Annotated in this window: 29 protein-coding genes; 18 read left to right on the top strand and 11 right to left on the bottom strand. The window is 61.2% G+C overall.

The genetic code is table 11. The features are described 5' to 3' along the window. Positions 1 to 11 precede the first annotated feature (11 nt). From AC19YY_RS05550 to AC19YY_RS05540, 3 genes are all read left to right on the top strand, one after another. The gene (locus AC19YY_RS05550) at positions 12 to 1,100 is read left to right on the top strand and encodes a polyamine ABC transporter substrate-binding protein (protein WP_500603926.1); all 1,089 of its coding nucleotides are present in this window, start codon (positions 12 to 14) and stop codon (positions 1,098 to 1,100) included. Next, the gene (locus AC19YY_RS05545; RefSeq protein WP_500603925.1) at positions 1,097 to 2,392 is read left to right on the top strand and encodes an NAD(P)/FAD-dependent oxidoreductase; all 1,296 of its coding nucleotides are present in this window, start codon (positions 1,097 to 1,099) and stop codon (positions 2,390 to 2,392) included. The genes AC19YY_RS05550 and AC19YY_RS05545 overlap by 4 nt, the downstream gene beginning before the upstream one ends. An 86-nt stretch (positions 2,393 to 2,478) precedes the next feature. Further along, on the top strand, positions 2,479 to 3,834 hold the full coding sequence (locus AC19YY_RS05540) for an MATE family efflux transporter (protein ID WP_170043195.1): 1,356 nt from the start codon (positions 2,479 to 2,481) through the stop codon (positions 3,832 to 3,834). Positions 3,835 to 3,853: 19 nt separating this feature from the next. Here the strand turns inward: AC19YY_RS05540 and AC19YY_RS05535 are convergent, their stop codons facing one another. Then, on the bottom strand, positions 3,854 to 4,459 hold the full coding sequence (locus AC19YY_RS05535) for a hypothetical protein (protein WP_432755420.1): 606 nt from the start codon (positions 4,457 to 4,459) through the stop codon (positions 3,854 to 3,856). 146 nt (positions 4,460 to 4,605) lie between these two features. Here AC19YY_RS05535 and AC19YY_RS05530 point away from each other — a divergent pair, with 146 nt between their 5' ends. The 8 genes from AC19YY_RS05530 to AC19YY_RS05495 all read left to right on the top strand — a co-directional run bounded on the left by AC19YY_RS05530 (position 4,606) and on the right by AC19YY_RS05495 (position 11,328). After that, positions 4,606 to 5,106, top strand: coding sequence for a sigma-70 family RNA polymerase sigma factor (locus tag AC19YY_RS05530; RefSeq protein ID WP_169957014.1), 501 nt, complete (start codon positions 4,606 to 4,608; stop codon positions 5,104 to 5,106). Positions 5,107 to 5,138: 32 nt separating this feature from the next. Then, positions 5,139 to 6,107, top strand: a complete 969-nt coding sequence (locus tag AC19YY_RS05525) for a FecR family protein (RefSeq protein WP_170043233.1) — start codon at positions 5,139 to 5,141, stop codon at positions 6,105 to 6,107. 84 nt (positions 6,108 to 6,191) lie between these two features. Then, positions 6,192 to 8,597 (top strand): TonB-dependent siderophore receptor, encoded by a 2,406-nt coding sequence (locus AC19YY_RS05520; RefSeq protein ID WP_170043194.1) that lies wholly within the window; start codon positions 6,192 to 6,194, stop codon positions 8,595 to 8,597. A gap of 204 nt (positions 8,598 to 8,801) precedes the next feature. Continuing rightward, the gene (locus AC19YY_RS05515) at positions 8,802 to 9,632 is read left to right on the top strand and encodes a hypothetical protein (protein ID WP_262380943.1); all 831 of its coding nucleotides are present in this window, start codon (positions 8,802 to 8,804) and stop codon (positions 9,630 to 9,632) included. A 224-nt stretch (positions 9,633 to 9,856) separates the two neighbouring features. Next, positions 9,857 to 10,204: a hypothetical protein gene (locus AC19YY_RS05510; RefSeq protein WP_172314239.1), complete on the top strand. Its 348-nt coding sequence runs from the start codon at positions 9,857 to 9,859 to the stop codon at positions 10,202 to 10,204. Positions 10,205 to 10,249: 45 nt separating this feature from the next. After that, on the top strand, positions 10,250 to 10,387 hold the full coding sequence (locus AC19YY_RS05505; RefSeq protein WP_170057895.1) for a hypothetical protein: 138 nt from the start codon (positions 10,250 to 10,252) through the stop codon (positions 10,385 to 10,387). Further along, on the top strand, positions 10,377 to 10,724 hold the full coding sequence (locus tag AC19YY_RS05500; protein ID WP_169957017.1) for a hypothetical protein: 348 nt from the start codon (positions 10,377 to 10,379) through the stop codon (positions 10,722 to 10,724). Before AC19YY_RS05505 ends, AC19YY_RS05500 begins: the two co-directional genes overlap by 11 nt. Beyond that, entirely contained in the window at positions 10,714 to 11,328 is a 615-nt protein-coding gene (locus tag AC19YY_RS05495) for a type III secretion effector protein (RefSeq protein ID WP_169957018.1), read from the top strand. Before AC19YY_RS05500 ends, AC19YY_RS05495 begins: the two co-directional genes overlap by 11 nt. Before the next feature lie 13 nt (positions 11,329 to 11,341). On the opposite strand, the gene AC19YY_RS05490 is transcribed toward AC19YY_RS05495, so the two are convergent. From AC19YY_RS05490 to AC19YY_RS05445, 10 genes are all read right to left on the bottom strand, one after another. Continuing rightward, complete coding sequence (locus AC19YY_RS05490) at positions 11,342 to 12,493, bottom strand: MFS transporter (protein WP_170043192.1); 1,152 nt, start codon at positions 12,491 to 12,493, stop codon at positions 11,342 to 11,344. Between the two features lie 137 nt (positions 12,494 to 12,630). Further along, positions 12,631 to 13,293 (bottom strand): carboxymuconolactone decarboxylase family protein, encoded by a 663-nt coding sequence (locus AC19YY_RS05485; protein WP_169957020.1) that lies wholly within the window; start codon positions 13,291 to 13,293, stop codon positions 12,631 to 12,633. 181 nt (positions 13,294 to 13,474) lie between these two features. Then, complete coding sequence (gene codA / locus AC19YY_RS05480; RefSeq protein WP_169957021.1) at positions 13,475 to 14,710, bottom strand: cytosine deaminase; 1,236 nt, start codon at positions 14,708 to 14,710, stop codon at positions 13,475 to 13,477. A gap of 102 nt (positions 14,711 to 14,812) precedes the next feature. Next, entirely contained in the window at positions 14,813 to 16,081 is a 1,269-nt protein-coding gene (gene codB / locus AC19YY_RS05475; RefSeq protein WP_169957022.1) for a cytosine permease, read from the bottom strand. Positions 16,082 to 16,263: 182 nt separating this feature from the next. Further along, positions 16,264 to 16,887: an NUDIX hydrolase gene (locus AC19YY_RS05470; RefSeq protein WP_492634398.1), complete on the bottom strand. Its 624-nt coding sequence runs from the start codon at positions 16,885 to 16,887 to the stop codon at positions 16,264 to 16,266. 67 nt (positions 16,888 to 16,954) lie between these two features. Then, complete coding sequence (gene queD, locus AC19YY_RS05465; RefSeq protein ID WP_003190259.1) at positions 16,955 to 17,311, bottom strand: 6-carboxytetrahydropterin synthase QueD; 357 nt, start codon at positions 17,309 to 17,311, stop codon at positions 16,955 to 16,957. Positions 17,312 to 17,451: 140 nt separating this feature from the next. Continuing rightward, positions 17,452 to 17,847, bottom strand: coding sequence for a hypothetical protein (locus tag AC19YY_RS05460; protein ID WP_500603924.1), 396 nt, complete (start codon positions 17,845 to 17,847; stop codon positions 17,452 to 17,454). A gap of 301 nt (positions 17,848 to 18,148) precedes the next feature. Continuing rightward, a complete protein-coding gene (locus AC19YY_RS05455; RefSeq protein WP_169957024.1) occupies positions 18,149 to 18,361 on the bottom strand; it encodes a helix-turn-helix domain-containing protein in 213 nt (70 codons plus the stop codon). A gap of 3 nt (positions 18,362 to 18,364) precedes the next feature. Beyond that, positions 18,365 to 18,946 carry a hypothetical protein gene (locus AC19YY_RS05450; protein ID WP_500603923.1) on the bottom strand — a complete coding sequence of 194 codons (582 nt, stop codon included), beginning with the start codon at positions 18,944 to 18,946 and terminating at the stop codon, positions 18,365 to 18,367. A gap of 91 nt (positions 18,947 to 19,037) precedes the next feature. After that, positions 19,038 to 20,117, bottom strand: coding sequence for a patatin-like phospholipase family protein (locus tag AC19YY_RS05445; RefSeq protein ID WP_170043188.1), 1,080 nt, complete (start codon positions 20,115 to 20,117; stop codon positions 19,038 to 19,040). 159 nt (positions 20,118 to 20,276) lie between these two features. On the opposite strand from AC19YY_RS05445, the gene AC19YY_RS05440 reads away from it, so the two are divergent. From AC19YY_RS05440 to AC19YY_RS05410, 7 genes are all read left to right on the top strand, one after another. Beyond that, positions 20,277 to 20,585: a PepSY domain-containing protein gene (locus AC19YY_RS05440; protein WP_169957027.1), complete on the top strand. Its 309-nt coding sequence runs from the start codon at positions 20,277 to 20,279 to the stop codon at positions 20,583 to 20,585. Further along, a complete protein-coding gene (locus AC19YY_RS05435; protein WP_169957028.1) occupies positions 20,585 to 20,899 on the top strand; it encodes a PepSY domain-containing protein in 315 nt (104 codons plus the stop codon). The genes AC19YY_RS05440 and AC19YY_RS05435 overlap by 1 nt, the downstream gene beginning before the upstream one ends. Then, positions 20,899 to 21,567 carry a response regulator transcription factor gene (locus AC19YY_RS05430; protein ID WP_169957029.1) on the top strand — a complete coding sequence of 223 codons (669 nt, stop codon included), beginning with the start codon at positions 20,899 to 20,901 and terminating at the stop codon, positions 21,565 to 21,567. Before AC19YY_RS05435 ends, AC19YY_RS05430 begins: the two co-directional genes overlap by 1 nt. Then, positions 21,564 to 22,883, top strand: a complete 1,320-nt coding sequence (locus tag AC19YY_RS05425; RefSeq protein ID WP_500603922.1) for a sensor histidine kinase — start codon at positions 21,564 to 21,566, stop codon at positions 22,881 to 22,883. The genes AC19YY_RS05430 and AC19YY_RS05425 overlap by 4 nt, the downstream gene beginning before the upstream one ends. A gap of 203 nt (positions 22,884 to 23,086) precedes the next feature. After that, on the top strand, positions 23,087 to 24,040 hold the full coding sequence (locus tag AC19YY_RS05420) for a TAXI family TRAP transporter solute-binding subunit (protein WP_170043186.1): 954 nt from the start codon (positions 23,087 to 23,089) through the stop codon (positions 24,038 to 24,040). A gap of 88 nt (positions 24,041 to 24,128) precedes the next feature. After that, positions 24,129 to 26,156 carry a TRAP transporter permease gene (locus AC19YY_RS05415; RefSeq protein ID WP_500603921.1) on the top strand — a complete coding sequence of 676 codons (2,028 nt, stop codon included), beginning with the start codon at positions 24,129 to 24,131 and terminating at the stop codon, positions 26,154 to 26,156. Continuing rightward, a complete protein-coding gene (locus tag AC19YY_RS05410; protein ID WP_172314225.1) occupies positions 26,153 to 26,569 on the top strand; it encodes a DUF1850 domain-containing protein in 417 nt (138 codons plus the stop codon). The genes AC19YY_RS05415 and AC19YY_RS05410 overlap by 4 nt, the downstream gene beginning before the upstream one ends. The last annotated feature ends 7 nt before the right edge of the window (positions 26,570 to 26,576 follow it).

Below are 26,576 nucleotides of genomic sequence, written 5' to 3'. Positions count from 1 at the left end.
AAGGTGTCGATATGCGTCTCGTCAAACAGCTTCTCCCACTGGCCCTGGCTGCGGTGTTCAGCAGCGCCAGCCACGCCGCGCCGACGGTCAGTGTCTACAACTGGACCGATTACATCGGCGAGACCACCCTGGCCGACTTCCAGGCCAAGACGGGGATCAAGGTGGTCTACGACGTGTTCGACTCCAATGAAACCCTGGAGGGCAAGCTGCTGGCGGGGCGTACCGGGTATGACGTGGTGGTGCCGTCCAATCACTTTCTGGGGCGCCAGGTAAAGGCCGGCGCGTTTCTTGAATTGGACCGCGCGCAATTGCCCAACTACCCGAACCTGGACCCCAAGCTGCTCAAGCTGCTGGAGCAGAACGACCCCGGCAATGCCCATGCGGTGCCGTACCTGTGGGGCACCAATGGCATTGGCTATAACGTCGACAAGGTCAAGCAAGTGCTGGGCATCGACCACATTGATTCGTGGGCGGTGATGTTCGAGCCCGAGAACCTGAAGAAGCTGCAGCAATGCGGCGTGGCATTCCTGGACTCGGCGGATGAAGCATTCCCGGCGATCCTCAACTATATGGGCATGGACCCGCGCAGCGAGAAGGTCGGTGATTATGAAAAGGCCGAAGCCAAGTTGCTGACGCTGCGCCCATACATCACCTATTTCCATTCTTCCAAGTACATCTCGGACCTGGCCAACGGTGATATCTGTGTGGCCTTCGGTTACTCCGGCGATGTATTCCAGGCGGCCAACCGCGCCAAGGAAGCCAAGAACGGCGTGAACATCGCCTATGCGATTCCCAAGGAGGGCAGCAACCTGTGGTTCGATTTGCTGGCGATTCCCGTAGACGCCACCAACCCGCAACAGGCCCACGCGTTTATCAACGACCTGCTGGACCCCGAGGTGATTGCCAAGGTCAGTACCTACGTCGGCTACGCCAACCCCAACCTGGCGGCGAAGGCCTTCATGGCGCCGGAGTTGGTGAACAATCCCGAGGTGTACCCGCCCCAGGACGTGCTCGACAAACTGTACATTTCCACCACCCCCAGCCCGGCCATCATGCGTGTGATGACCCGGGCCTGGAGCAAAGTGAAGTCCAACCGATGAACCAGTCCCAAGACCATGCCCGTTCCTATTACCTGGCGTCCGCCAATGCCATGCCCGAGCGCGCGGCACTGGCTGCGGACCTGAGTGCCGATGTGTGTGTGATCGGCGGCGGCTTTACCGGCGTCAACACCGCCATCGAGCTGGCCCAGCGCGGTCTGTCGGTGATCCTCCTGGAAGCCCGGCGCATTGGCTGGGGTGCCAGCGGGCGCAATGGCGGGCAGTTGATCCGGGGTATTGGCCATGACGTTTCGGGTTTTGCCCGGTACGTGGGCGAGGAGGGCGTGCGTTACCTGCAACGGGCCGGGATCGATTCGGTGGCCTTGGTGGGTGAGCGCATCCGTGAGCACGGGATCGACTGCGACCTGCGCTGGGGCTTTTGCGAGTTGGCCAACACTCCGGCGCAATTCGCCGCGTTCCAGGGCGAGCTGGACAGCCTGGCCACCCTGGGTTACATGGCGCAAACCCGGCTGGTGGCGGCGCAGGACATGGCGCAGGTGGTCGGCTCAACCCTGTACGCCGGTGGTTTGGTGGACATGGGCTCGGGCCACTTGCATCCGCTGAACCTGGTGTTGGGCGAAGCCCGCGTGGCCGAGGCGCTGGGCGTGCGGATTTTCGAGCACAGCCCGGCGTTGCAACTGAGCCATGGCGACACCGTGCAGGTGCGCTGCGCCGGTGGCACCGTACGGGCCGGCAGCCTGGTGTTGGCGTGCAATGCACACCTCGACGAACTGGAGCCACGCCTGAGTGGCAAGGTGCTGCCGGCCGGCAGCTATATCATCGCCACCGAGCCGTTGCCGGCTGCGCTCGCCGACGAGTTGATCCCACAGAACCTGGCGCTGTGCGACCAGAAAGTCGGCCTGGACTACTACCGGCTTTCGGCGGACCGTCGGCTGTTGTTCGGCGGCGCCTGTCATTATTCGGGGCGTGATCCGGTGGATATCGCCGCGTATATGCGGCCGAAGATGCTCAAGGTGTTTCCACAGTTGTTCAACACGGCCATTGAGTTCCAGTGGGGCGGCAAGATTGGTATTACCGCCAATCGCTTTCCCCAGGTGGGTCGGTTGCAGCAGTATCCCAACGTGTTTTACGCCCAGGGTTATTCGGGGCATGGGCTCAATGTCACGCACTGGTGCGCGCGGTTGCTGGCCGAAGGGATCCACGCGGGTGTCAGCCAGGGCCTGGACACCTTTAGCCGGGTGCCGCACATGACCTTTCCCGGCGGCAAGGCTTTACGCTCGCCGTTACTGGCGCTGGGCATGTTGTGGTATCGGCTTCGGGAAATGCTGGGATAGGTGGGTAGCGGTTTAAAACACAGCAGGATCGGATCCAATACGCTATAACCCCTCGGTCGCTGTGTCATTCCGAGGCCCCGCTTTTCATGCAGAACCCTTTGCAACGCCCGCTGTGGCAGGTCTACCTGTTCTTTCTTGCGCCGATGGTGCTGTCCAACTTCCTCCAGAGTTTTTCCGGCACCCTCAACGGCATCTATGTCGGGCAGATGCTTGGCACCCAGGCGCTGGCAGCCGTGTCGGGGATGTTTCCCATCGTGTTCTTTTTTATCGCCCTGGTGATCGGCCTGGGGGCGGGCGCTTCGGTGCTGATCGGCCAGGCCTGGGGCGCCGGGGAAACGGCGCTGGTCAAAGTCATCACTGGCGCGACACTGACTTTGGGCGCGTTGATCGGGATCCTCGCCGCCGTGCTCGGCAGCCTGTTCGCGCGCCCGGCCATGCAGGCATTGGGCACGCCGCTGGATGTGCTGGACGACGCCGTCGGCTATGCCCAGGTGATGATGCTGATCATGCCGCTGCTGCTGGTGTTCATCCTCTACACCCAACTGCTGCGGGGCGTGAGCGATACGGTGTCGCCGCTGCTGGCGCTGATGGTCTCGACGGTGGTTGGCCTGTTGCTGACCCCGGCCCTGATCCGCGGCTGGCTGGGGCTGGCGCCCATGGGCATCCAGAGCGCGGCCTATGCTGGCCTTGTGGCCAACGCCGTGGCCATGCTGTTTCTGGTGCTGCGCCTGCGTCATAAAGACCATGTGATGGCGCCGGATCGCGCATTGCTGGCGGCCTTGCGCCTGGACCGGGCGATCCTCGGCAAAGTCCTGCGCATCGGCCTGCCCACCGGCTTGCAGATGGTGGTGCTGTCGTTGTCGGAGCTGGTGATCCTGGCGCTGGTCAACGGCCACGGCTCCCAGGCCACGGCGGCGTATGGCGCGGTGACGCAGATCGTCAACTATGTGCAATTCCCGGCGCTGTCGATTGCCATCACCGCCTCGATCCTCGGCGCCCAGGCCATTGGCGCCGGGCGCCTGGAACGCATCGGGCCGATCCTGCGCACCGGCCTTGCCATCAACCTGTGCCTGACCGGGAGCCTGATCGTGCTGGGCTATGTGTTGTCCCACTGGCTACTGGGCCTGTTCATCACCGATGACCAGGCGCGGGTCCAGGCCGAACACCTGCTGCACATCATGCTCTGGAGCATTCTGGTGTTCGGCTTCCAGGCGGTGATTGGCGGCATCATGCGCGCCAGCGGCGTGGTGCTGATGCCGGTGGCGATCTCGATCTTCTGCGTGCTGGGTGTGGAGCTGCCGGTGGCGTACCTGCTCAATGCACACTTTGGCCTGGAAGGGGTGTGGATGGCGTTCCCGGTGACTTATCTGGTGATGTTGGGGTTGCAGACGGCGTATTACCGGTTGGTGTGGCGGCATAAGCAGATCAAGCGGTTGGTGTGAGAACCGTCGGTGTCTCAGGTCAGCCTTTGAGTGCTTCGTTCACCCTGTGCCACTTATTAAATCCAGGATCAACATCTGCCACTTCAAAGATAATCATGGGGGCCTTGGTTGAAGTGACTTTTCCGGTGGCGGGGGCCGAGTCGAGGCTTTCTCCTTGCGCATCCTGAATTTTTTTGGCTTCGACCGAGGAGAGGACTTGCGCTTTAGTGGCGCGTGCCGTGATTGCTTGAGCCATTTTTTTTTCGTAGATACTCTTCACGTTACTTGAGCTGAGGATGTAATACCTGGGGGCTGCTGCAGCGTTTTCTGAGGTTTGCGCAGGACTGATGGTGGCGGCAGGTTCAGGAAGATAGACGAACACCCACACAATATGAGATGCCGCTTGCAGTGCTTGCTTGCCAACAATCCAGGTCTCGATTGAGGCGGACTTGACTTCAACCCGTGCTGCCCTGTTACCGGTGGGCGAAAAAACAACGACATCAGCACTCTTGGCGTTTCCATAGGTAATCGACGCTTGAATATGATGACGGTACAGCTCTGAGGTTACGCCGAATTCGCCGGACATCTGGACGAATTGTTTATTCGACTTGGTTGTCTTTGGTTTATTTGTTTTCTTGGTGGTCATGGAGGCTTGCACCCGAGGAAAACTGGATAGTGGCACAGTGGCATGGTTATTGTCAGAAGCCATTATCAGGGAGGGCGACCGTCAGCAATTGCTCTGCTTAATAGGAAGCATTACTATTCACGCCCCGCCTACCCAGTGCATCCTCGATGACTCCTCAGCCGCCCCGCAGACCAGGCTTTTTCGCGTACTACGAGGAGTTGGTCGGGACCTGGACGCGTCGCTTGCGCAATCGCCAGCAGGCCGAGGACCTGGCCCACGATACATTCGTGCGGGTATTGGAGTCCAAGGCGGCGCTGGTCGAGCAGCCGCGTGCCTATTTGCACCAGACGGCGCGCAATATTGCGGTGGATGCCTATCGCCGTGCCGACCGGCGTGAAGCAATGGAGCTGCAAGGCCTTGACCAGAGTGCGCCGCCAAGTGGCGACCCGGAGCATTTCATGCATGCAGTGCAGTTGGCGGACTCCATCGAGCGGGCCCTGGCCGAATTGCCCCTCAATTGCCGCAAGATTTTCATCTGGCAAAAGGTCGAGGGCCTGACCCAACAGGAAATCGCCGAGCGCCTGGGGTTGTCTAAAAACATGGTGGAAAAGTATATGATCCGCACCCTGCGGCATCTGCGCGAGCGCCTGGACGCGCTGGCCCCATGACCAATGCCCGCTTTGAAACAGGATCTTCCATGATGGATACCCGTGAGTGTGCCTGTGGCAGCGCAGCGGTGCGTGACGAGGCGGCGCTGTGGTTCGTGCGTTTGCAGGATCAGCCCCTGAGCGATGCGGACCAGTGTCTTTTCGACACATGGTGTGGGGAGCATCCCGCCCACCAGTACGAATTCGAGGTGCTGCAAGGGCTGTGGAGCGCCGCCGACCTGCTGCCCAAGCGCCGTTTGCAGGCCCTGGTCGATACGCCTGTGCCGCGCAAGCGGCGTGGAGCAGTGCGCTATGCCATGGCGGCTAGTGTGCTGGCGGTGGCCGTGGGTCTTGGGCTGTTCAGCGGCCTGGATCATCCGGCGGTGTACGACGCGCAGTTCAGCACGGTGTTGGGTGAGCGTCGCCAAGTGGCGTTGCCCGACGGCTCGCTGATGGACCTCAATAGCCGCAGCGTGGTGGCGGTGCACTACGAAAAGGGCCGGCGTGGGATAGAGCTCAAGCAGGGCCAGGCGCTGTTCAGCGTCGAGCACGACACCAGCCGGCCTTTTGTGGTGCGGGCCGGGGCCGGGCAGGTGACGGTTACCGGCACGCGGTTTGATGTACGCCGCGACGATGACCAGACCCGCGTGGTGGTCGAGGCGGGAACGGTCAAGGTGCAAGGGCATGCCGCGCAGCCGGTGGTCACACTGACGGCGGGCCTGGGGACATCCATCGACAACCAGGGCGCGGTCGCGGCGGCCCGCCCGGTCAACGCCCAGGCACTGCTGGCCTGGCAGACCGGCAAGCTGGTGTTCAACGACGCCAGCCTGGCCGAGGTGGCGCGGGAAGTCTCGCGCTACCGCGAAAAACCCTTGCGGGTCAGCACCGCGGCCAGCGAGTTGCGCCTGACCAGCGTGTTCAAATCCAACGACACCGATGCCTTGCTCAAGGCCTTGCCGCACATCCTGCCGGTGGCTCTGCGCACGCTGCCGGACGGCAGCCAGGAAATAATTTCACGTTAGATTCAGGTTTTTTCCGAGTTCTTCGTCTTCTTGTCCAACTGCAACTGGTTTGCATTAACAGCCGCGCTTTCCTGGGATTACGACGTGAAAAAACTCGCTGCGAACAACAATAAAACCTGGCGCTGGGCGCCCCTGGCCCTGGCATTGGCGATCAATGCCGCACTGCCTGCGGCCTATGCCGACGATGCCATCCATATCAAGGCCCAGCCTTTGGGCGCGGCGCTGAGCCAATTGGGCCAGCAAACCTCGCTGCAAGTGTTTTTCAGCCCGCAGATGGTGGCAGGCAAACAAGCCCCGGCCGTCGATGGCAACCTGTCGCCGGAACAGGCCTTGCGCCAGTTGCTGCAAGGCAGCGGCCTGGAGTACCAGATCGATTCGGGCTCGGTGACATTGCATCCGGCCTCCACGGGCACTGGTGAAGCGGGCTCGCCCCTGGAGCTTGGCGCGACCTCGATCAAGGTCGTGGGCGATTGGCTGGGCGATGCCAATGCCGAAGTGGTGCAGAACCATCCCGGCGCGCGTACGGTGATCCGGCGTGAAGCCATGGTGGAGCAGGGCGCGATGAATGTCGGCGACGTGTTGCGCCGGGTTCCCGGGGTGCAGGTGCAGGAGTCCAACGGCACCGGCGGTAGCGATATTTCCCTCAACGTCGGTGTACGTGGCCTGACGTCGCGCCTGTCGCCACGCTCCACGGTCCTGATCGACGGTATTCCTGCGGCGTTCGCGCCCTATGGCCAGCCCCAGTTGTCGATGGCACCGATTTCCGCCGGCAACCTGGAGAGCATCGACGTGGTACGCGGCGCTGGCTCCGTGCGTTATGGACCGCAGAACGTCGGCGGCGTGATCAACTTCGTGACCCGGGCGATCCCCGAGACCTTTTCCGGTGAGGTCGGCACCACCCTGCAAACCTCTTCCCACGGTGGCTGGAAACATGTCGACAACGCCTTCATCGGTGGCACCGCAGACAATGGCATTGGCATGGCGCTCCTGTATTCCGGGGTCAATGGCAACGGTTATCGCGATAGCAACAATGGGAACGACATCGACGATGTGATCCTCAAGACCCACTGGGCGCCGACCGATCAGGACGATTTCACCCTCAACTTCCATTACTACGACGCCACTGCCGACATGCCCGGCGGCCTGACCCAGAAGCAGTTCGACGCCAACCCTTACCAGTCGGTGCGCGACTGGGACAACTTCAGCGGCAGGCGCAAGGATGTTTCGTTCAAGTACATCCGCCAGATCGACGACCGTACCCAGGCGCAAGTGCTGACCTACTATTCCGACAGCTTCCGTGGCAGCAACATCGCCAACCGTGACCTGGCTACTATCGGTTCCTATCCGCGTACCTACTACACCTTCGGTATCGAGCCACAGGTGTCCCATGTCTTTGACCTGGGGCCCACCAGCCAGGAAGTCAGCGTGGGCTACCGCTACTTGAAAGAAGGCATGCACGAACAGGCCACACGCCTGAACCTGACCAATAACGTCCCTACGCCGGGGCCGCAGAGTGATGGCCATGTGTACCAGGACCGCACCGGTGGCACCGAAGCCAACGCGTTCTATATCGATGACAAAATCGATGTGGGCAAATGGACGATTACCCCCGGTATCCGCTTTGAAAGCATCCGCACCCAATGGCATGACCGCCCGGTGCTGGCACTCAATGGCACTCCCGTCCAGGAGAAGCGCCGCGAGATCAAGAACAACGAACCGCTGCCGGCACTGAGCGTGATGTACCACGTCTCCGACGCCTGGAAACTGTTCGCCAACTACGAAACGTCCTTCGGCAGCCTGCAGTATTTCCAGCTGGGCCAGGGCGGTAATGGCGACCAGACGGCCAATGGCCTGCAACCGGAAAAAGCCAAGACCTACGAGGTCGGCACCCGCTACAACGACAATGTGTGGGGCGGCGAAGTGACGTTGTTCTACATCGACTTCTCCGACGAATTGCAGTACGTCAGCAATGACGTGGGCTGGACCAACCTGGGCGCCACCAAGCATGCGGGTATCGAAGCCTCTGCCCGCTACGACCTGGCCAACCTTGACCCGCGCCTGGATGGCCTGAGCGCAAATGCCGGCTTTACCTACACCAAGGCGACCTCCGAAGGTGATGTGGCCTTTAAGGGTCGTGACCTGCCGTTGTACTCGCGGCAAGTGGCAACCCTGGGCCTGCGTTATGCGGTCAACCGCTGGACCCATAACCTGGATGCGTATGCCCAGTCCGGGCAGCGGGCGCCAGGTACCACCAGCACCTATATCACCCAGCCGACTGCGGACGGCCAGTACGGTGATATCCCGGGGTATGTGTCGGTCAACGTGCGCAGTGGCTATGACTTTGGCGCGCAACTGTCGAACCTGAAGCTGGGCGTGGGGGTGAAAAACGTGTTCGACCAGCAGCACTACACCCGGTCCAGCGATAACAACTCCGGGATCTACCTGGGTGAGCCCCGTACGTTCTTTGTGCAGGCGAGCGTGGGGTTCTGACGCGTGCTTCCTACGATCCTTCTGACGAAAGCGAAGGGTCGTAGGGACGCGTTTCCTACCTTTATTTTGTGATTTTCTGCACTTTGCGGAACCGAACTCCGTAGGCCTGCCACACACCTTCAGCTCATCGTGTGCGGGCACCCATTGTCTGGGTGCCTGGGACCGTGAGGTGAACTGTGTCAACAAGCCGCACTGGAGAACATTATGTCGGTAACTGCATTCAATCAGCCTGTCGTCAAACTACCGAATGACGCCACACCTCAAGGGGCTGAGGCAAAGGCCAGCACCTCGGGCGCTGCGGCGCCGGCCGCCGGGGCAGCCTCCAAGGGGCCCAGTTTCAGCGGGCCGCAGAGTCAGTCGGGGCCGGTGTTCGCAGCACCGCAGCCGATGGCACAGGGCGATGCAGCTCGGGGGGCTGCGCCTGCGTCCTATGGGGGGCCGCCGCCAAGGCCTGTTGCGCAGAAGCCCGATCCTATCTACTCAAAACGCAGCCATGATCAGTTGGCCCAGCAACTGCTGGATAACTTCCAGTCGTTCAAGGATCCGAGCAACCCGTCCTACATCACGCCCCAAGGTCTGAAAGACAAGGCACAGATGCCCCTGACCGGCTACTCGAGCAAGGATCAGGACACCCGGCTGGCCAGGGAGATCCTGAAACGTCCGGACCTGCTCAAGGCGCTAGACCGTGACGGTCGTACGGGGGCGCTGGATGCCCAACTCACCCGACAAAACATTTATGACGTCATACGCTCGGACAACCCGTTGAAGTTCAAGGACGACGCACAGCTGGCCAAGGACATGCTGAATAACTTCAATCAGTTGAAAGGAAATTTCTGGAACAAAGACATCAAGTTCGCCGATCTCGATGCCAAGGCCCAGCGCCCGCTGACGGGTGACCCGTACCGGGACCAACTCACCCAACTGGCCAGGGAGGTCAATAACCGCTCGAACCTGCGCCAACAAATGGACAATACGGCCAGCCCCGATTATGACGGCAGGATCAGCAGACAAGCCTTGAAGAAGTTGTCCCGTTAAGCCGCGGGTATTGCAGCGCAAGCATAGAACCGGGATGGGCCGCGAGTATTACGCGGTGTTTCCCGGTTCGGCCATTAACGATGGCAGGGCTGGCTGAAAGTGCCAGCGTCCGCTCATCGCCTGCCACTTCAATGAACAGGAACTGTTTTCAGCGGTCTGCCACATAGCTTGTAACTGACGGCCTTTATGACGCCGACGGTTTCACTCAAAGAGAGGGTGTTGACATGACTTCTACGTCGTTTGGAACTCAAACTCCTGGCTTGCCACAATCCCTTCTTGCACCACCTTGCGAAACCCGCGCGCAGTGCCCACGTTTCGATGCTCAGCACCAGGGCGTGGCTGGCGAGGGAGGTGCCGAGGTTCAGCGAGCGAAGGGTTTTTCCGCACAGTACACATTCAAGGCCCCGGCGGCGGATGACTTCGCCAAAGGCATGCTTGCTCACCGAGCCACCGCGACGCCAGGCTCTGATGTGTCGACAACGGCGGGTACCACGGTGGGGTTGATCAATGCAATAAAGGCCATGCTGGGTGTTTCGAAATCCGTGGCATTGCCGCCCCAAAAACCTGACTGAAGCCGCGCCCAGGCCCCCTCCGTTGTTTACATGTAGTCATCGAAAATGATCGACCGCCCCGGAACCATTGCCGGTGCTTGGCCACATACTTTGCGCTTTTTGGAAACCACCCTTGTAGTGACGGTGGTGATAGCCGGTCTGAGTATGGATCTAGAAAAGGTGGATATGAAACATGGCAATTGACGGTGGGGTACCTCTCCTGCGGCCTGATGTTACGAGCCGCCATGATGCGATACCGGATGACGCACAACAGAAAGCTCATGCTGCTTCAATCGAGAGCACGCCGCGTGGGTGGCAGGTTGATAATCAGCCTCTGCCCAGCACGATTCGATCTTCGGGTTTCCGGCGCCCCTTGCGGTGGGCCACGCCTGACGAAGTCACTCTGCATCATCAGGAACTCAGAAACACGCCTTCGGCGCGTACCTCCCATATGAACCCCTATACCCAATTGCCGGATAGCCAGTTGGTGAAGGCCTTGGGTGATCATTTTTCCGTGCTGGAAAACTTTCATGAAAACTGAAGGCTTGAAACTGGTGGCGTTGCGACGGATCGCGGGTGAAAAAATGACGGACACACCAGCGCTCAATAACGCCATTCTGCTGGCCAAGGCCCTGCTCCAGCGCCCGCGACTGATCGACGCGATCCTCGACGAGGAGGGCTTGATTACGCGGCAAAGCCTGTCCAAAGCGGTACAGGGAGTGTTTGGCAACAGCGACCCGAATGCCTTCAGTTCGGATCCCTTTCACGCCAAGACCAACGTCGAACTGGTGCAGGCGTTCAGGGCGGCATTTGATGAACTGCGTGACAGGTCCCGGGATCGCACGGGCTTTTTCGAGAGCGTCGGCTACGTGCAGATCGAGCGGCTTGTTTCAATCAGCAAGGACCCGGACGAAACGGACCAGGAAGGCGCCGTTATCCGGGACCCCGTCACGGGGTTAGCGAAAAAAATGTACAGCGAACAACTGGTGTACATGTCAAAAAACCTGGTGGACCGCCCCAGGCTCTTGAACTCGCTGGAACGCATCCATTCTGGCTGGCGACGCCTTTACGGCAGCCATTACCAGAAGGGCTGGTTGAGCAACAAGGACCTGGACGGCTGGCTGGAAAACAACAAGACCCTGTAGGGTCTTGAGCGCGTTACACCCGCAGGATTTTCCCGCTGATCGCCACCCCCAGCAGGAGCGCGGCGATCAACACAAAGGCCACGCTCAAGCTGCTGCCATGGGCGATAAAGCCGATCAGCGCGGGGCCGGCGAGAATACCGGCATACCCCAAGGTGGTAATGGCGGGCACTGCAATATGCTCCGGCATGACGGTTTGCTTGCCGACTGCGGTGTACAACACCGGGACGATATTGGAGCAGCCGGCGCCTACCAGGGCATAGCCCAGCAGCGCGGTTTCCCAGGCTGGGAGCAGGGTAGCCAGGAGCATGCCGGCAGTGGCCAGCAAGCCGCCGATCACGATCACCCGTTTGGCCCCCAGGCGACGCACAATGGCATCGCCGGTCAGGCGTCCGATGGTCATGGTCAGGGCAAATGCCGCATAACCCAGGCCCGCATAGGCTTCGTCGAGGCCGCGTTCGTCACTGAGGAACACCGCGCTCCAGTCGAGCACGGCACCTTCTGCCAGGAACACGATAAAACACAGGCAGCCGATAAACAGCACTACCCCGTGGGGGATGGCGAAGGCGGGGCCGGAGCTTTCGCTGCCGTAGGGCAGCAAGTGCGGGGCCGCCTTGAGCAGGGCGGCCAGGGTAATCACGATGACCACCAGGGTGGCCGACAGCGGTGACAGCCCCAAGCCCAGCAACGCGCTGACCCCCGCCGCCCCGACAATCCCTCCCAGGCTGAACAACCCGTGGAAGCCCGACATCATGGTTTTGCCACTGGCCCGTTCGACGATCACCGCCTGCAGGTTGACGGTGGAGTCCACCGTGCCCAGGCCCGCACCAAACAGAAACAATCCTGCCATCAGCAAGGGTATCGAGCTGACGGTGGCCAGCATCGGCAAGGCCACGCAGAGCAGGAGCGTGCCGGCGCTGAGTACGCGCCGGCAGCCATAGCGTGAAGCCAGCGCGCCGGCCACCGGCATCGCAATGATCGAGCCCACCCCCAGGCACAACAGCAATAGGCCCAGGGTGCCTTCGTTGAGATTTGCGCGGGCCTTGGCATAGGGCACCAGAGGCGCCCAGGCGGCAATGCCGAAGCCGGCAATAAAAAACGCGATACGGGTCGACATTTGTTCCAGGCGCCCGGGAACCACGGGCGCAGGGGTGGGAATGGCAGTCATGAAAGTCCTTGGTTTTTGCGTTCAGCGAACGATGTCCGGCGCGACATCCTTGCACATCAGGCCCTGTGGAGCGAGCCAGGTTCCCTTGGCGATCGCGAACTTTCCTGCAGCAGCAGCGGATACTGCTGGCCTTCGGGTCAGGTGGTTGCCGGCAGATACGCCCTGACTTGCACGACGTCGGCGCCGTCGACGCGCACCACGACCGTGCCACGGGGCGTCGTTTCCTGGCCGATGTAGCTCTCTACCATTACTCGGTCCGCAGCCGTGGCTTGCAGCGATAGCTTATGGGGTTTGCGCAGCAGCTTGCGAGCCTGGGCGTCCACCGGGAATGAGGGGTGGCCGCGGCGCACACTGTCGCAAAACGCTAGCGCCACGGCGCGGGGTGTCGGTGGTGGTGGCGAGGGCAGGTTGGCCCCGGCGAACAGCAGGTTGAGTTGATCGGCGGTGGCGACGGCGCGCGGGAAGCCGGTAAAGGCCGAGGCGACCAGCAGCAGTTCGGTCAACTCCCCAGGCGCCAAGCCTTGGGCCAGGCTGGTCTTGAAGTGCACGCTCAACGGTGGGCCGACCATGCCGGCGGCGACGATCGCGGCAAAAATCGCCGCTTCCTGCAGGCGCGGATCGAGGCCCGGGCGATCATGCAGATAGCCATACACCACGCCGACCGCCAATTCGCCCAGGGCCGGTGCGGTATGGAACAACGCATCCAGGCGTGCGCCGCCATCAGGTACCAGCTCAATGAACGTTTTGCGGCCTTCGCGGTAAAGCGTTTCAACGGGACTTTGCGGGGCAAGGGTCTTCATGGTGCATCCTCCGAGAAAATGAGGACGGCGTTTGCTCGACTGCGCACGGACTTCGGCCTGATGAAAACGTCCATCCAGGGGAACTAGGAGTGTAGGGCGAGTGGCTGTTTTTGCCAGGGTCATGCACACCAATGGTGCAGGTGGTGTGCGGTGTCGGCGATAGCGTGCGAATGGGGCTGACCTACATGAACTCCACCTGCGCAGGCTGGCGCTTGATCAGCACCTTGCCATTACGGATCGAATACAGCGCCAGGCCCTGGCTGCGAATCACTTCGTAGTCGCTGTTTGCCGACAGGATCAGCAGGTTGGCCGGCCGCCCGGGTTCCAGGCCGTAGCGGTCGCCCAGGGCCATGGCTTGGGCACTGTTGTCCGTGACAAGGTCCAGGGCTTTTTGCAGGTTGCTGTAGCCGAGCATATGGCAGATATGCAGCCCGGCTTCGAGCACTCGCAGGATATTGCCGTTGCCCAGTGGGTACCACGGATCGACGATGGAGTCCTGGCCGAAGCACACGTTCATGCCGGCTTCCAACAGCTCGTTGACCCGGGTCACGCCCCGGCGTTTCGGGAAGTTGTCGAAGCGGCCCTGCAAGTGAATGCTTTCGGTGGGGCAGGACACAAAGCTGATGCCAGAATGCCCCAGCAGACGAAACAGCTTGGCGCAGTAGGCATTGTCGTAGGAGCCCATGGCCGTGGTGTGGCTGGCCGTGACCCGGCTACCCATGTCGCGGCTGCGCGCTTCTTCGGCCAGCACTTCGAGAAAGCGCGAATGCGGGTCGTCGGTTTCATCGCAATGCACGTCCACCAGGCAGCCCGTACGTTCGGCCAGGTCCATGAGGAATTTGACCGAGCTGACCCCTTGGTCGCGGGTGTACTCAAAATGGGGAATGCCGCCCACCACATCGGCGCCCAGGCGAATGGCTTCTTCCATCAGTTCGCGGCCATTGCGGTAGGACTCGATGCCTTCCTGGGGAAACGCCACGATCTGCAGGTCGATCAGGTGGCCACTCTCCTGGCGCACTTCGAGCATGGCCTTGAGCGCCGTCAGGTCCGGATCGGTGACGTCGACGTGGGTGCGCACATGCTGGATACCATGGGCTGCCAGGGCCTGGATGGTCTGCTTGGCACGGGTCTTGGTGTCGGCCTGGGTGATGGTGGCCTTGCGCTCGCCCCAGCACTCGATCCCTTCGAACAGCGTGCCGCTCATGTTCCAGCGCGGCTCGCCGGCAGTGAGGGTGGCGTCGAGGTGGATATGCGGCTCGACAAACGGTGGCACTACCAGGTTGCCAGCGGCATCCAGGTCGTCCGGCCCCAGGGGCGGCGTGACGGTTTGTGGGGTAATGCTGGCGATCCGGCCATGTTCCAGGTGCAGATCATGCAGGCCTTCACGGTTGCGCAGGCGGGCGTTGATGATATGCATGGGCAAGTTCCTCTTGGGCAAACAGCAATCAGGCAGACAGCCGCCAGATCATCAGCGCGACGCCGATGTCCGACGGTCATTGGAGTGTCGGGGCTCTCAGGCTCATGCCTGGATGTCAGCCAATGGTACGCGCACCCGTAGGGCGGCAGTGAGTGCAATGTAGGTAGCGGCTGCCGCGATAATCCCCACCAGGGGCGCGACCCATGGCGAGCTGAACGCCAGCACCGTACCCACTGCATAGGCAATCAGCCCCGGCCAATTGAAGGCCGGCAAGCGCACGTCTGCCAGCCGAGGGTAGTGACCGCGATAGCGATAGAAGAAGTCGGCCATGATCACCCCGCCAATCGGTGGTATCACGGTGCCCAATAAAATCAGGTAGGGCACCAGCATGTCGTACATGCCCAGCAAGGCGAGCAGGGTGCCGATCAAGGCGCCGACCAGGGTTACGGTCTTGCGGCGTTTGGTGCGCAGCAGGTTGCAGCCGGCGACGGCGAAATTGTAGATGGTGTTGTCCTGGGTGCTCCAGATATTGAGCAGCAGCATGGCCATCGCCGCCATGGCGAAACCTTGCAGCAGCAATACTTCCACCACATCCGGTTGCTGATAGACGATGGCGCCGTAGGCACCGATCAGCACCATTAGGCCGTTGCCGACAAAAAAGCCGATCAGGCTGGCCAGTACCGCGACCTTGGCCGAGCGGGAAAAGCGCGTCCAGTTGGTGGCCTGGGTAGCACCGCTGACAAAGGTGCCGAACACCAGGGTAATGGCCGTAGACAGATCCAGCTCCGCGCTGGGCACCACCGCGAGCAAGCCTTGCAGCCCGCCGACTTTTACGGTGGCCACCCACATCGACAGCAACAGCAGCAGGCCCATGGCCGGGACGGCAATGTAGGAGAGGATTTCCAGCCCCCGGTAGCCCACGTAGGCCGTGGCGCAGAACACCAGGCCGAACAGCACCATCAGTGCCAGTACGCTGCCCTGGCCCAATTCGAAATATTTGCCCAGTACCACGGCCGCCGTGGCGGTACCCCAGGCGTACCAGCCAATCTGGGTGAACCCCAGGATCAGGTCACTTAATTTGCTACCCACTTCGCCAAAGCAGAAACGCCCCATCAGCACCGAGTTCAAGCCGCTCTTGAAGGCGATATAACCCAGGCCTGCGGCGTAGATACCCAATAGCAGGTTACCCAGGGCCACGACACCGAGCATCTGGGTAAAACTGAAGGCCACCCCCAGCTTGCCGCCAGCAAACATGGTTGCGGTAAAAAAAGTGAAGCCCAGCAACACCATGGCCGTGGAGCCAAGGCCCTTGCGTGCATGCATGGGCACTTCGCTGAGAGGGTAATCGTTGCCCGGTTCGTTCTGCGTCATGTGCCGTTCCCCTGTGAGTGACCCAGGGCTTGTTGCAGCGCCCGTGCCAAGTGGGGGCTGTGCAGGTTGCACAGTGTTCGGGCGCGGGGAAGGGCAGGAGGCTGGGATTGCTTGTTGGTTAGGCCCAGCCAGGCACAAAAGCGGTGCAGCGGTGATACAAGTTGGATCACCGTGCCAGGGTGTCAGTCGAACAGGGTCTGGCTGATTTCGCCGCGGTGAAAGGCGAAGGCTGCTGCAAGATCACTCTCGATGGTGCGCCCGCGTGATAGCGGTGGCAGGTCGTCGAGTCTGAAGAAACCAACGTCGGTGGTTTCAAAGCCTGCCACGGGGGCGGCCTGGTCGGTGCGTTCGCAGAGGAAGTACAACTTGTAGAAGTCGCGCACGTCGGGCCGGTACAGCCCCTTGGCTTTGTGGGTCACGCTGTACAGCGCCCGCGCGGTAACACTCAGCCCAGCTTCTTCACGAAGCTCCTTGACGATATTTTCTGCCGCCGATAAGCCGATATCGGCATAACCGCCCGGCAACGCCCAGCAGCCGTCCGTGGCTTCGCGCACCAGCAGGATCCGCTCGCCTTCAATCAGTGCGCCACGCACATCGATCATCGGCGTTGAGTAACGCTGGGCAAAATCCGAGACTAGTCCGGTAATGCGCTCCAGAGGCACTTGCCCCAACTGTGCGAGCATACTGTGGGCGATATGGGCGATCTCTTCGAGGCGTTCGCGCTCGAAGTCATCCGTGCAAAAGTGCAGCCCGGTAGAGGCCAATGCCTGCAAGCGCTTGGCCTGGGCCAGCCAGGTGGATTCCATGGTGGGCTTCCTTGGTGTACTTCAAGGCCTGGTTTTAATCGCTGTTGCCACCGAGCACAGCAGCGAATTACTCACCGCGATAAATACAGCCACTGGTGCAGGTCTCATGGATGCGAATAGCGCTGAGTTCCGGCAACAACGGCTTCAACTCATTCCAGATCCACTTGGCCAGCACTTCGCTGGTAGGGTTTTCCAGGCCGGGTATGTCGTTGAGGTAGTTGTGGTCGAGGCGCTCATAGAGCGGCTTGAAAATCGCCTTGATCTCCGAGAAATCACGGATCCAGCCGGTATGCGGGTCGAGGTCGCCGCTCAGGTGGATGGCCACCTTGAAGGAGTGACCATGCAGGCGCCCGCATTTATGGCCTTCGGGGACGTGAGGCAAGCGGTGGGCGGACTCGAAGGTGAACTCTTTGAAAATTTCCACGGTATGACCTGTAAGGCAGGAGTTTCTAGGGCGGTGTGCGATTGTCAGGGTCGGGTGAGCGCTTGATGGGCCCAGGCGACCGACGTGGCGCGCATTCTAACCTGTTTATCGGGCGACCTGGCGTGGTGTGTAAAGCACGGTTATTCCTGGGACCATAGCGTAGTACTGACCTTGACCCCATCCCCGCAGGCCAATGAACTCTGCGACCCGCGGCGCTCCAGTTCTGCGTGCGCACGAGCACACTGCACCTGGCCTTGGGCGGCTGCATTATCAATGCTGATATTGCCGGTGGTTTCGGACACCAGGTCGCCGTTTTTCTCCACCCGGATCAATGGCCGTTCGGGCTGGATTTCAAAGCGGCTTTTCGTCGGCTCGGTGTTCAGTGCCAGGTCGGTGGGGGCTGCCGGCAACTGGTCTTCGGTGACGCCATAGCGAGTGAGAAGCGAGAGATTGGGCAAGTCCTGCGCGTTTGCGTTGCCGGCCGCCAGAAGCAGGAACATGCCAAGGCTATACAGTTTTTTGCGATTAGAATGCATGGTTGTATCTTTCCAAAGTTGTTTCTTGATGGGCTGGATTGAAGAACAACTTGTTGTTATCGCAACCACGTTTAGGGCAGGGAGTATTCAACCAGAAAGATGAACCGTAGCGGTTGCCGAACTGCGTGCCTGGTTCATAAAACTTGAACGAGGAAGGGTCGTAACTGCTGTTACTACAGCCAGTAATCAGGGCGATAGTGAAGAGGCCCAGGAACTTTATGGGTGTCATAGGGGGGAGGTCCGCGTTAAATTGATCAGTATCTTACAGGGTTGCCCGCAAGCCAGGCAGCCCATTCCAGAGCTAGGCGTCTTCGCTCTCGAACTCCAGCAAGTCGCCTGGCTGGCAATCCAGGGCGATACACAGCTTGTTCAGGGTTTCGAGTTTGAAGCCTTTGATCTTTCCATTTTTCAATAGCGACAGATTGGCTTCGGTAATCCCAATGGCATCTGCCAGTTGGTTGGAGCGAATCTTTTTCTTCGCCATCATGACGTCCAATCGAATAATGATTGTCATGGGTTAGATGATGCTTTTGTTTTCATCGTCGATAACTTTTGATTCGGCCACTATCAATGAGAATGCGCACAGAAAGATGCCTTGTATGATTGCATAGATGGCTGCGGATGATACACCCACACTGAGGCTGAATGTGCGCTCGCCAGGCGGCATTTCAATCGCCAGGACCAAGCCTTGCAGGGTGGAAACAACCGGTGCCAGCAGCGGGGTAGCAATGAATAGGAGGCCCATCCACCACAGGATCTTGATATTGGCCTCGGTCCAGATGTGCCCCTTGGAAAGGCGCATGAAAAAGATCCCGGTCAGCACCAGCGCCAGCACTGTAAGGCTGATCGGCAGCATTTCCAGGGCCAGGACCAGGCCCATGATCCAGGGGGCCGGTTGGTAGCCAGGGGCTAACAGCGAAGGCATCTGCTCGCCGTAGGCATTGAGATACTCTGCCAGGGCGGTGGGATAGTCGAAGATCCAGTACAAAATCGGCGCGCCGAATTCGATCAGCGCGACCGACCACGCCAACAGTGCGGCAAACGCGCCTATGGACCGCAGCCGGGTGTTGGTGGAGACGGTATGCAGGTGATTGCTCATGGGTTGATCCATACGGGGTTGATGGAAGAATAATCCATGAATAATTATCGAATTACAATAATTTTTTGCGAAAAAAAACAGTGGCCGATGCTTAGAGTGCAATCAAACGCTCACCCAATCGACCGCTATCGGCCAGTTCAAGGAATTCATCGCCCAGCCGCTGGCTCTCATTCATCGCGGTTTGCCAGTACTGATTGCGCCGGGTGTCGTCCCCCATAAAGCGCTTGAAGTCGCTGCGATCCGGCAATTTGCCGTAGGGCAGGCGGGCCAGGTAGTCCCGTGAAGGGGCCACCAGCAATACATCGCGCAAACCCTGCGGACTGCTGCGCCGCCACGGCAGGCTCTTGTCGAACCAGCCGGGGATGACTCTGTCGGTGAAGTGCGGGTATAGCACAATGTCATCACCGTGGTAGGGCAGGTCGAGGTGGTAGTCCAGCAGGCCGCCATCGCGATAGGTGCCGGCACCGGCGCCCGGCAAGTCGCGCACGCCTTGCATCACCATGGGGATCGAGCCGGACGCCAGCAAGGCCTGGCGCAGGTTGCCCAGTTCCAGGTCGAGGAAGCGCGACGGGAAATCCTTGAGTGGGTGCAGCGGTGGGGCCTGGCGCGGGTCGTGGATGATCAGCCGCTCAAAGTGCCGCGACAGTCGCGCACGGCCGCGCAGGTTGTCGGCGATCACCGAAGACAGGCCCAGGCCCAGGCGCCCACGGTGGTCATCGGCGAGCAGGCCATGGCTTTTGACCACCACGATATTCAGGCGATAGTGCGGGTTATCCAGCAGCGTTGCATCGCGCCCGGCCAGCAAGTCATCGAGCATGCGCTGGCAGCTCTGGCTGACCTCGGCCATGGTCACGCCCTTGGCAAAACGTTGCTCGTTGTACAGGCGACCGAGGTCGAGCAGGCCTTGTACCGGGTCGGGCAGGCAGGCACTGGCAAAGCGCCAGGAGCCGATCGACGCGCCAATCAGCGCGCGCTCGCGGGGCGCGCGTGCCAGCCAGTCACCGAACAACGCCAGGTCCAGGCCCTGAATCCCCAAGGCCTTGGGGCCCCCGGCCGCGCCGGGCAGAATCCCCACGTCTTGAGGTTTGAGGCCGTGCTCGCGAATGCGTGTAAAGGCGCGCTGGCCAGCCTTGAGCGTCAGGGCTGGGAACTTGATGTGGATGGCCGTCATACCGATCTCTGTGCAGGCGAGCAGGGCAGTATAGGAAATTTCCCCAGGGGGCTGGCAAGGTGTTGTGGGACAATTGCCATAGTGGCAATTCAGTTTCAGTTAAGTTGCGCGTCGTACTGTGGGGGCCGTAGGTAAAACATTGTGAAATGGAGACTTGTCATGAAAAACCTCACAGCAATTGTCGCCGCCAGTATCATCGCCCTGACCACCGGCCTGGCCCAGGCGCGGGACCTGGGGCCGGATGAAGCGCTGAAATTGCGTGACGCTGGTACCATCCAGTCCTTCGAGAAGCTCAATGCCGCCGCCCTGGCCAAACATCCAGGTGGCACCGTGCATGAAACCGAACTGGAGCAGGAATACGGCAAATATATTTACCAGGTTGACCTGCGCGATGCCCAAGGCGTCGAGTGGGATGTGGAATTGGACGCTGTCACCGGGCAAGTCCTCAAGGATCATCAGGATACGTAATGAAGGTAAATCTACGCACCGGCAGTCGATTGGCGCTGGTGCTCCTGGCCTTTTGCTCGGTGGTGGCTGCCCGGGACCTCAACCAGGATGAAGCCCTGGAACTGCGCCAGCAGGGGGTGATCCTGTCCCTTGAACAACTGTTGCAGCAGGCCATGGCGCGGCATCCCGGCTCCCGGTTGCTGGAGGCCGAGCTTGAGAGCAAACACGGCAGCTATGTCTATGAAGTGGAACTGGTGACCACCGATGGCGTGGTCCGGGAAATCAAACTGGACGCGACCACTGGCGCACTGCTTAAAGACGAGGAAGATGACTGATGCGCCTGCTTCTGGTGGAAGACCACGTACCGTTGGCCGATGAACTGCTGGCCGGGCTCAAAGCCCAGGGTTATGCCGTGGATTGGCTGGCGGACGGGCGTGACGCGGTGTATCAGGGGCGCAGCGAGCCCTATGACCTGATCATCCTCGACCTGGGCCTGCCCGGCCTGCCTGGGCTTGAGGTGTTGAGCCAATGGCGCGCCGCCGCCCTGGCGACGCCGGTATTGATCCTCACCGCCCGCGACTCCTGGGCCGAGCGCATCGAAGGGCTCAAGGCCGGGGCCGACGATTACCTGAGCAAGCCGTTCCACCCCCAAGAGCTGTACCTGCGCATCCAGGCGTTGTTGCGCCGCTCCCATGGCCAGGCCAACCAGCCGACCTTGCAGGCGGCAGGCTTGCACCTGGATGAAGGCCGCCAGTGCGTGATGCGCGACGGTGCCGAGGTGCAACTGACCGCTGCCGAGTTTCGCCTGTTGCGTTACTTCATGTTGCATCCCGAACAGATCCTTTCCAAAAGCCACCTGGCCGAGCATTTGTATGACGGTGAGACCGAGCGCGACTCCAATGTCCTCGAGGTCCACGTCAACCATCTGCGGCGCAAGCTGGGGCGCAGCGTGATTGAAACCCGGCGCGGCCAGGGTTATCGCTTTGGCGCCAGCCCCGCGTGAGGTCGATCCAGCGGCGGTTGAGCCTGGGGCTGATCAGCGTGATGGTGATCGTCGGCCTGGTGCTGGCACAAACCAGCCTGTGGCTGTTTGAAATGGGTTTGCAGCGCTACCTGGAGTCGGGTTTGCGCAATGACAGCGAAAACCTGCTGGTGGCCCTGGTGCGCGGCCCTGGCGGCGTGCAACTGGATGAGCAGCGCTTGTCACCGGCCTATCAGCGGCCGTTTTCCGGGCACTATTTCCGTATCGACTTCAGCGACCACCACTGGCGCTCGCGCTCACTCTGGGACCAGGAACTGCCGCAACTGCCCCAGGCCGGCCTGCAGGGCAACCTGCAATTGGGCCCGGAAGGCCAGCAACTGTTGGTGCTGCGTTCGGACTACAAGCGTTTCGGCCAGTCGATCTCCATCAGCGTGGCCCAGGACTACACGCCCGTGCGGGAAAGTTTCCGCCTGATGCGCCAGGTCGGCCTGGTCCTCGGGCTGGCGGCGTTGCTGCTGATCCTGATCCTGCAACGGGTCACCGTGCGCCGGGCCTTGCGCCCGCTGGAAACCGCGCGTGAACAGATTGCGCAACTGCAACAAGGCCAACGCTCACAACTGGACACCCAGGTGCCAGTGGAGCTGGAGCCGCTGGTGGCGCAGATCAACCACCTGCTGGCCCACACCGAAGACAGCCTCAAGCGCTCGCGCAATGCCCTGGGCAACCTCGGGCATGCCCTGAAAACCCCCCTGGCGGTGCTGTTGAGCGTGGCCTCCAGCGAGCAGCTCAAGGACCAGCCGCAACTGGCCAAGCTGCTGCGCGACCAATTACAGCAGGTGCAGCAACGCCTCAACCGCGAACTCAATCGCGCGCGCCTTGCCGGTGAAACCCTGCCCGGTGCGTTGTTCGACTGCGACAGCGAATTGCCGGGCCTGCTGGCGACCCTGAACATGATTCACGGCGAGCACCTGGACCTGAGCTACCACGTTCGCCCCGGCCTGCAACTGCCGTGGGATCGCGAGGACTTGCTGGAGCTCTTGGGCAACCTGCTGGACAACGCCTGCAAATGGGCGGATGCCGAAGTGCGGGTGAGCATTGACGAGGCGCCCCACGGTTTTCAGTTGCGGGTCGAGGATGACGGGCCGGGGATTCCCGAGGCCCAGCGCACCCAGGTGTTCAGCCGCGGCACCCGCCTGGATGAACAGACCGATGGCCACGGCCTGGGGCTGGGGATCGTGCGCGATATCGTCGAGGTATGGGGTGGCACATTGCAGTTGCACGAGAGTGAGCTGGGCGGCCTCAAGGTGCTGATCGAGCTGCCCCGACGCCAGGTCTGATGGCACCTTGCTTCCGATCTGTAGGAATTTGCAACAAGGCTTTTCCTGTAACGCCTGGCTGGGACTATTTCGCTTATAACAGCCGCCTGGCTGGCCACGTCGAGCGGGTTTTCCCGCTCGCAACCCATGGCATATGTCAGAGCACTTGTCAGCCGGGCACTCGCTTGCTCGGCACCTAATAAGAAAGATAAAAGGTGACTCCCATGCGAATGACCAAGCGTTTGTGCGTGTTTGCTGCTGTCGCAGCCTTTGCCGCAAGTACGGCGGCACTCGCCGCTCCCACATTTATCAACGTGCTGACTGGCGGCACCAGCGGCGTGTATTACCCGATTGGCGTGGGCCTGTCGCAGCTCTACAGCAACGGCATCGAAGGGTCGAAGACCTCGGTGCAGGCCACCAAGGCTTCCGTGGAAAACCTCAACCTGCTGCAAGCCGGTCGGGGCGAGCTGGCCTTTGCCCTCGGTGACTCGGTAGCCGATGCCTGGAATGGCGTAGAGGACGCTGGCTTCAAGGCTCCGCTGCAAAAACTGCGGGCGGTTGCCGGTACCTATCCCAACTACATTCAGATCGTTGCCAGCCAGGAGTCCGGCATCACCACCCTGGCCGACCTGAAAAACAAGCGCATCTCCGTCGGCGCGCCGAAGTCCGGCACCGAGCTCAACGCCCGCGCAATCTTCAAGGCGGCTGGCCTGCGCTACGAAGACATGGCCAAGGTCGAGTTCCTGCCTTATGCCGAGTCTGTGGAGTTGATCAAGAACCGCCAGCTGGATGCCACCCTGCAGTCTTCGGGCCTGGGCATGGCGGCGATTCGTGACCTGGCGGCGACCCTGCCGGTCACCTTCGTTGCCATTCCTGCGGATGTCATCGCCAAGATCGGCAACGCGGCCTACCAGGCCGGCACGATCCCGGCGGGCACCTACGACGGTCAGGCCAGCGATGTATCGACGGTGGCCATCACCAACCTCCTGGTCAGCCATGACGGTGTGCCCGATGACGTGGCCTACCAGATGACCAAACTCATGTTCGACAACCTCGATCGCCTGGGCAATGCCCATTCGGCCGCCAAGGATATCCAGCTCGAAGGCGCGGCCAAGGGCCTGCCGATCCCGCTGCATCCAGGCGCCGAGCGCTTCTACAGGGAAGTGGGCGCCCTGTAGACCACGTGCCAGGGCTGCCAGTAAAGCCTGCGTACACCGTACGCCAGGTTTTATTGGCCTATCGACGTTGTAATGTGGGAGTGCCTCCATGAGTGAGCAAGACCAAAGCCTCGCCGCCAATCCCAGGGATTGGCCCCGAGCCCTGTTCTATGTCGCGCTGTTGTTTTCCACCTTCCAGATCATCACCGCCGCCTTCCACCCGGTTTCCAGCCAGATTCTGCGGGCCGTGCACGTGGGCTTCCTGTTACTGGTGGTGTTTATGTGTTTTCCGGCGCGGGGCAGGGCCCAGCCCTGGCAACCGCTGGCCTGGCTGCTGGGGCTGGCCGGGATGGCCACGGCGTTCTACCAGTGGTATTTCGAAGCCGACCTGATTCAACGCTCCGGCGACCTGACTGGCAGTGACATGCTCGTCGGCCTGCTGCTGATCGTGCTGGTATTTGAAGCTGCGCGACGGGTGATGGGCATCGCCCTGCCACTGATTTGTGCGCTGTTCCTGGCCTACGGCCTGTTCGGCCAGTACCTGCCGGGCGACTTGATGCACCGTGGCTACGCCATCGACCAGATCGTCAACCAACTGGCCTTTGGCACCGAGGGGCTGTATGGCACGCCGACCTATGTTTCAGCCACTTACATCTTCCTGTTCATCCTGTTCGGCGCATTCCTTGAACAGGCCGGGATGATCAAGCTGTTCACCGATTTCGCCATGGGCCTGTTCGGCCACAAGCTCGGTGGCCCGGCCAAGGTTTCGGTGGTGTCGTCGGCACTGATGGGCACCATCACCGGTTCGGGCGTGGCCAACGTGGTCACTACCGGCCAGTTCACCATCCCGTTGATGAAGCGCTTTGGCTACAAATCGGCGTTTGCCGGCGGCGTGGAAGCGACCTCGTCGATGGGCAGCCAGATCATGCCGCCGATCATGGGTGCAGTGGCGTTTATCATGGCCGAGACGATCAACGTGCCATTCTTCGAGGTGGCCAGGGCCGCGCTGATTCCGGCCTTGCTGTACTTCGGCTCGGTGTTCTGGATGGTTCACCTGGAAGCCCGGCGCTCCAACCTGTGTGGCCTGCCCAAGAGCGAATGCCCCAACCCCTGGGCGGCGGTCAAACAGCGCTGGTACTTGCTGATACCGCTGTTGGTGCTGATCTACCTGCTGTTCTCCGGGCGCACACCGTTGTTCTCGGGCATGGTCGGCCTGGCACTGACGTCCATCGTGATTCTTGGTTCGGCGATCATCCTGCGTGTTTCATCCAGGGTCATGCGCTTTGCCTTCTGGATTGCCCTGGGCGTGCTCTGCGCGGGGTTCTTCCGGCTGGGTATCGGCATGGTGTTCGGGGTGGTGGTGCTGCTGGTGGCGGTGTGCTGGTTTATCAAGGGCGGCCGCGACACCCTGGGCCTCTGCCTGCATGCGCTGGTCGAAGGCGCGCGCCATGCGGTGCCGGTGGGCATCGCCTGCGCCCTGGTGGGGGTGATCATCGGCGTGGTGTCGCTGACCGGGGTGGCCTCCACCTTTGCCGGCTATATCCTTGCCATCGGCCGGGACAGCCTGTTCCTGTCGCTGCTGCTCACCATGCTCACTTGCCTGGTGCTGGGCATGGGCATCCCGACCATTCCCAACTACATCATCACCAGTTCGATTGCCGCCCCGGCCTTGCTCGACCTGGGGGTGCCGCTGATTGTGTCGCACATGTTCGTGTTCTATTTCGGCATCATGGCGGACCTCACGCCACCGGTGGCGCTGGCCTGTTTCGCGGCGGCGCCGATTGCCCGGGCAAGCGGCCTGAACATCAGCCTGTGGGCGATCCGCATCGCGGTGGCCGGGTTTGTCGTGCCGTTCATGGCGGTGTACGAGCCGGCGTTGATGCTCCAGGGCGATAGTCTGCTGGCCACACTGTATGTGGTGGCCAAGGCGCTGCTGGCCATTGGCATCTGGGGCGCAGTGTTCACCGGTTACCTGCAGACCCGGCTCAGTGGGTGGGAACGCATGCTGGGCTTTGCCGCCGGTGCCAGCCTGATTCTGGCGACGCCGTTAAGCGATGAAATCGGCTTCGCCCTGGCCGTACTGTTGATCGCACAGCACTGCTGGCGTGCTCGCCGAGCTCAGGTGGCCACTGCGTGATCGGCCTGTGCCTGGGGTTGGCCGGCGCGGTCTGGGCACAAATCCCCACGCCAGCCTTCACCCTGGCCTGGACCCATACCGTTGAGAAAGTGCGCTGGGAGGAGGACTACCGCGTAACGCCCGAGGGATTGCTGCTGGGCGAGGCGCGGGTCAAGGGTTCCGGGGCAGGCATGGAAATCCCGCACGGCGCCGAACTGCGCGAGGGCAGTTGGCATTACCGGCGTCAGTTGCCGCCTGTGCAACCGTTACGTGTGGGGCGAGCCCCCGAGGCCGGGGATTATCAAGTGTGCTTCAACCAGCGCTGCCACTGGCTGAGTGCCTGGCTCGGCCCGCCACACGCGAGCCGACCGGCGCTGGAGCTGTGGGGGTGTGAGCTGGATGTTGCATCCAGCGCCAGGCCCCGCGCATTTTAAGGCGCCA

The organism is Pseudomonas sp. MF09156, assembly GCF_059862305.1.
The sequence above is the reverse complement of the archived record's forward strand: the minus strand, read 5'-3'. Positions and strand labels throughout refer to the sequence as shown.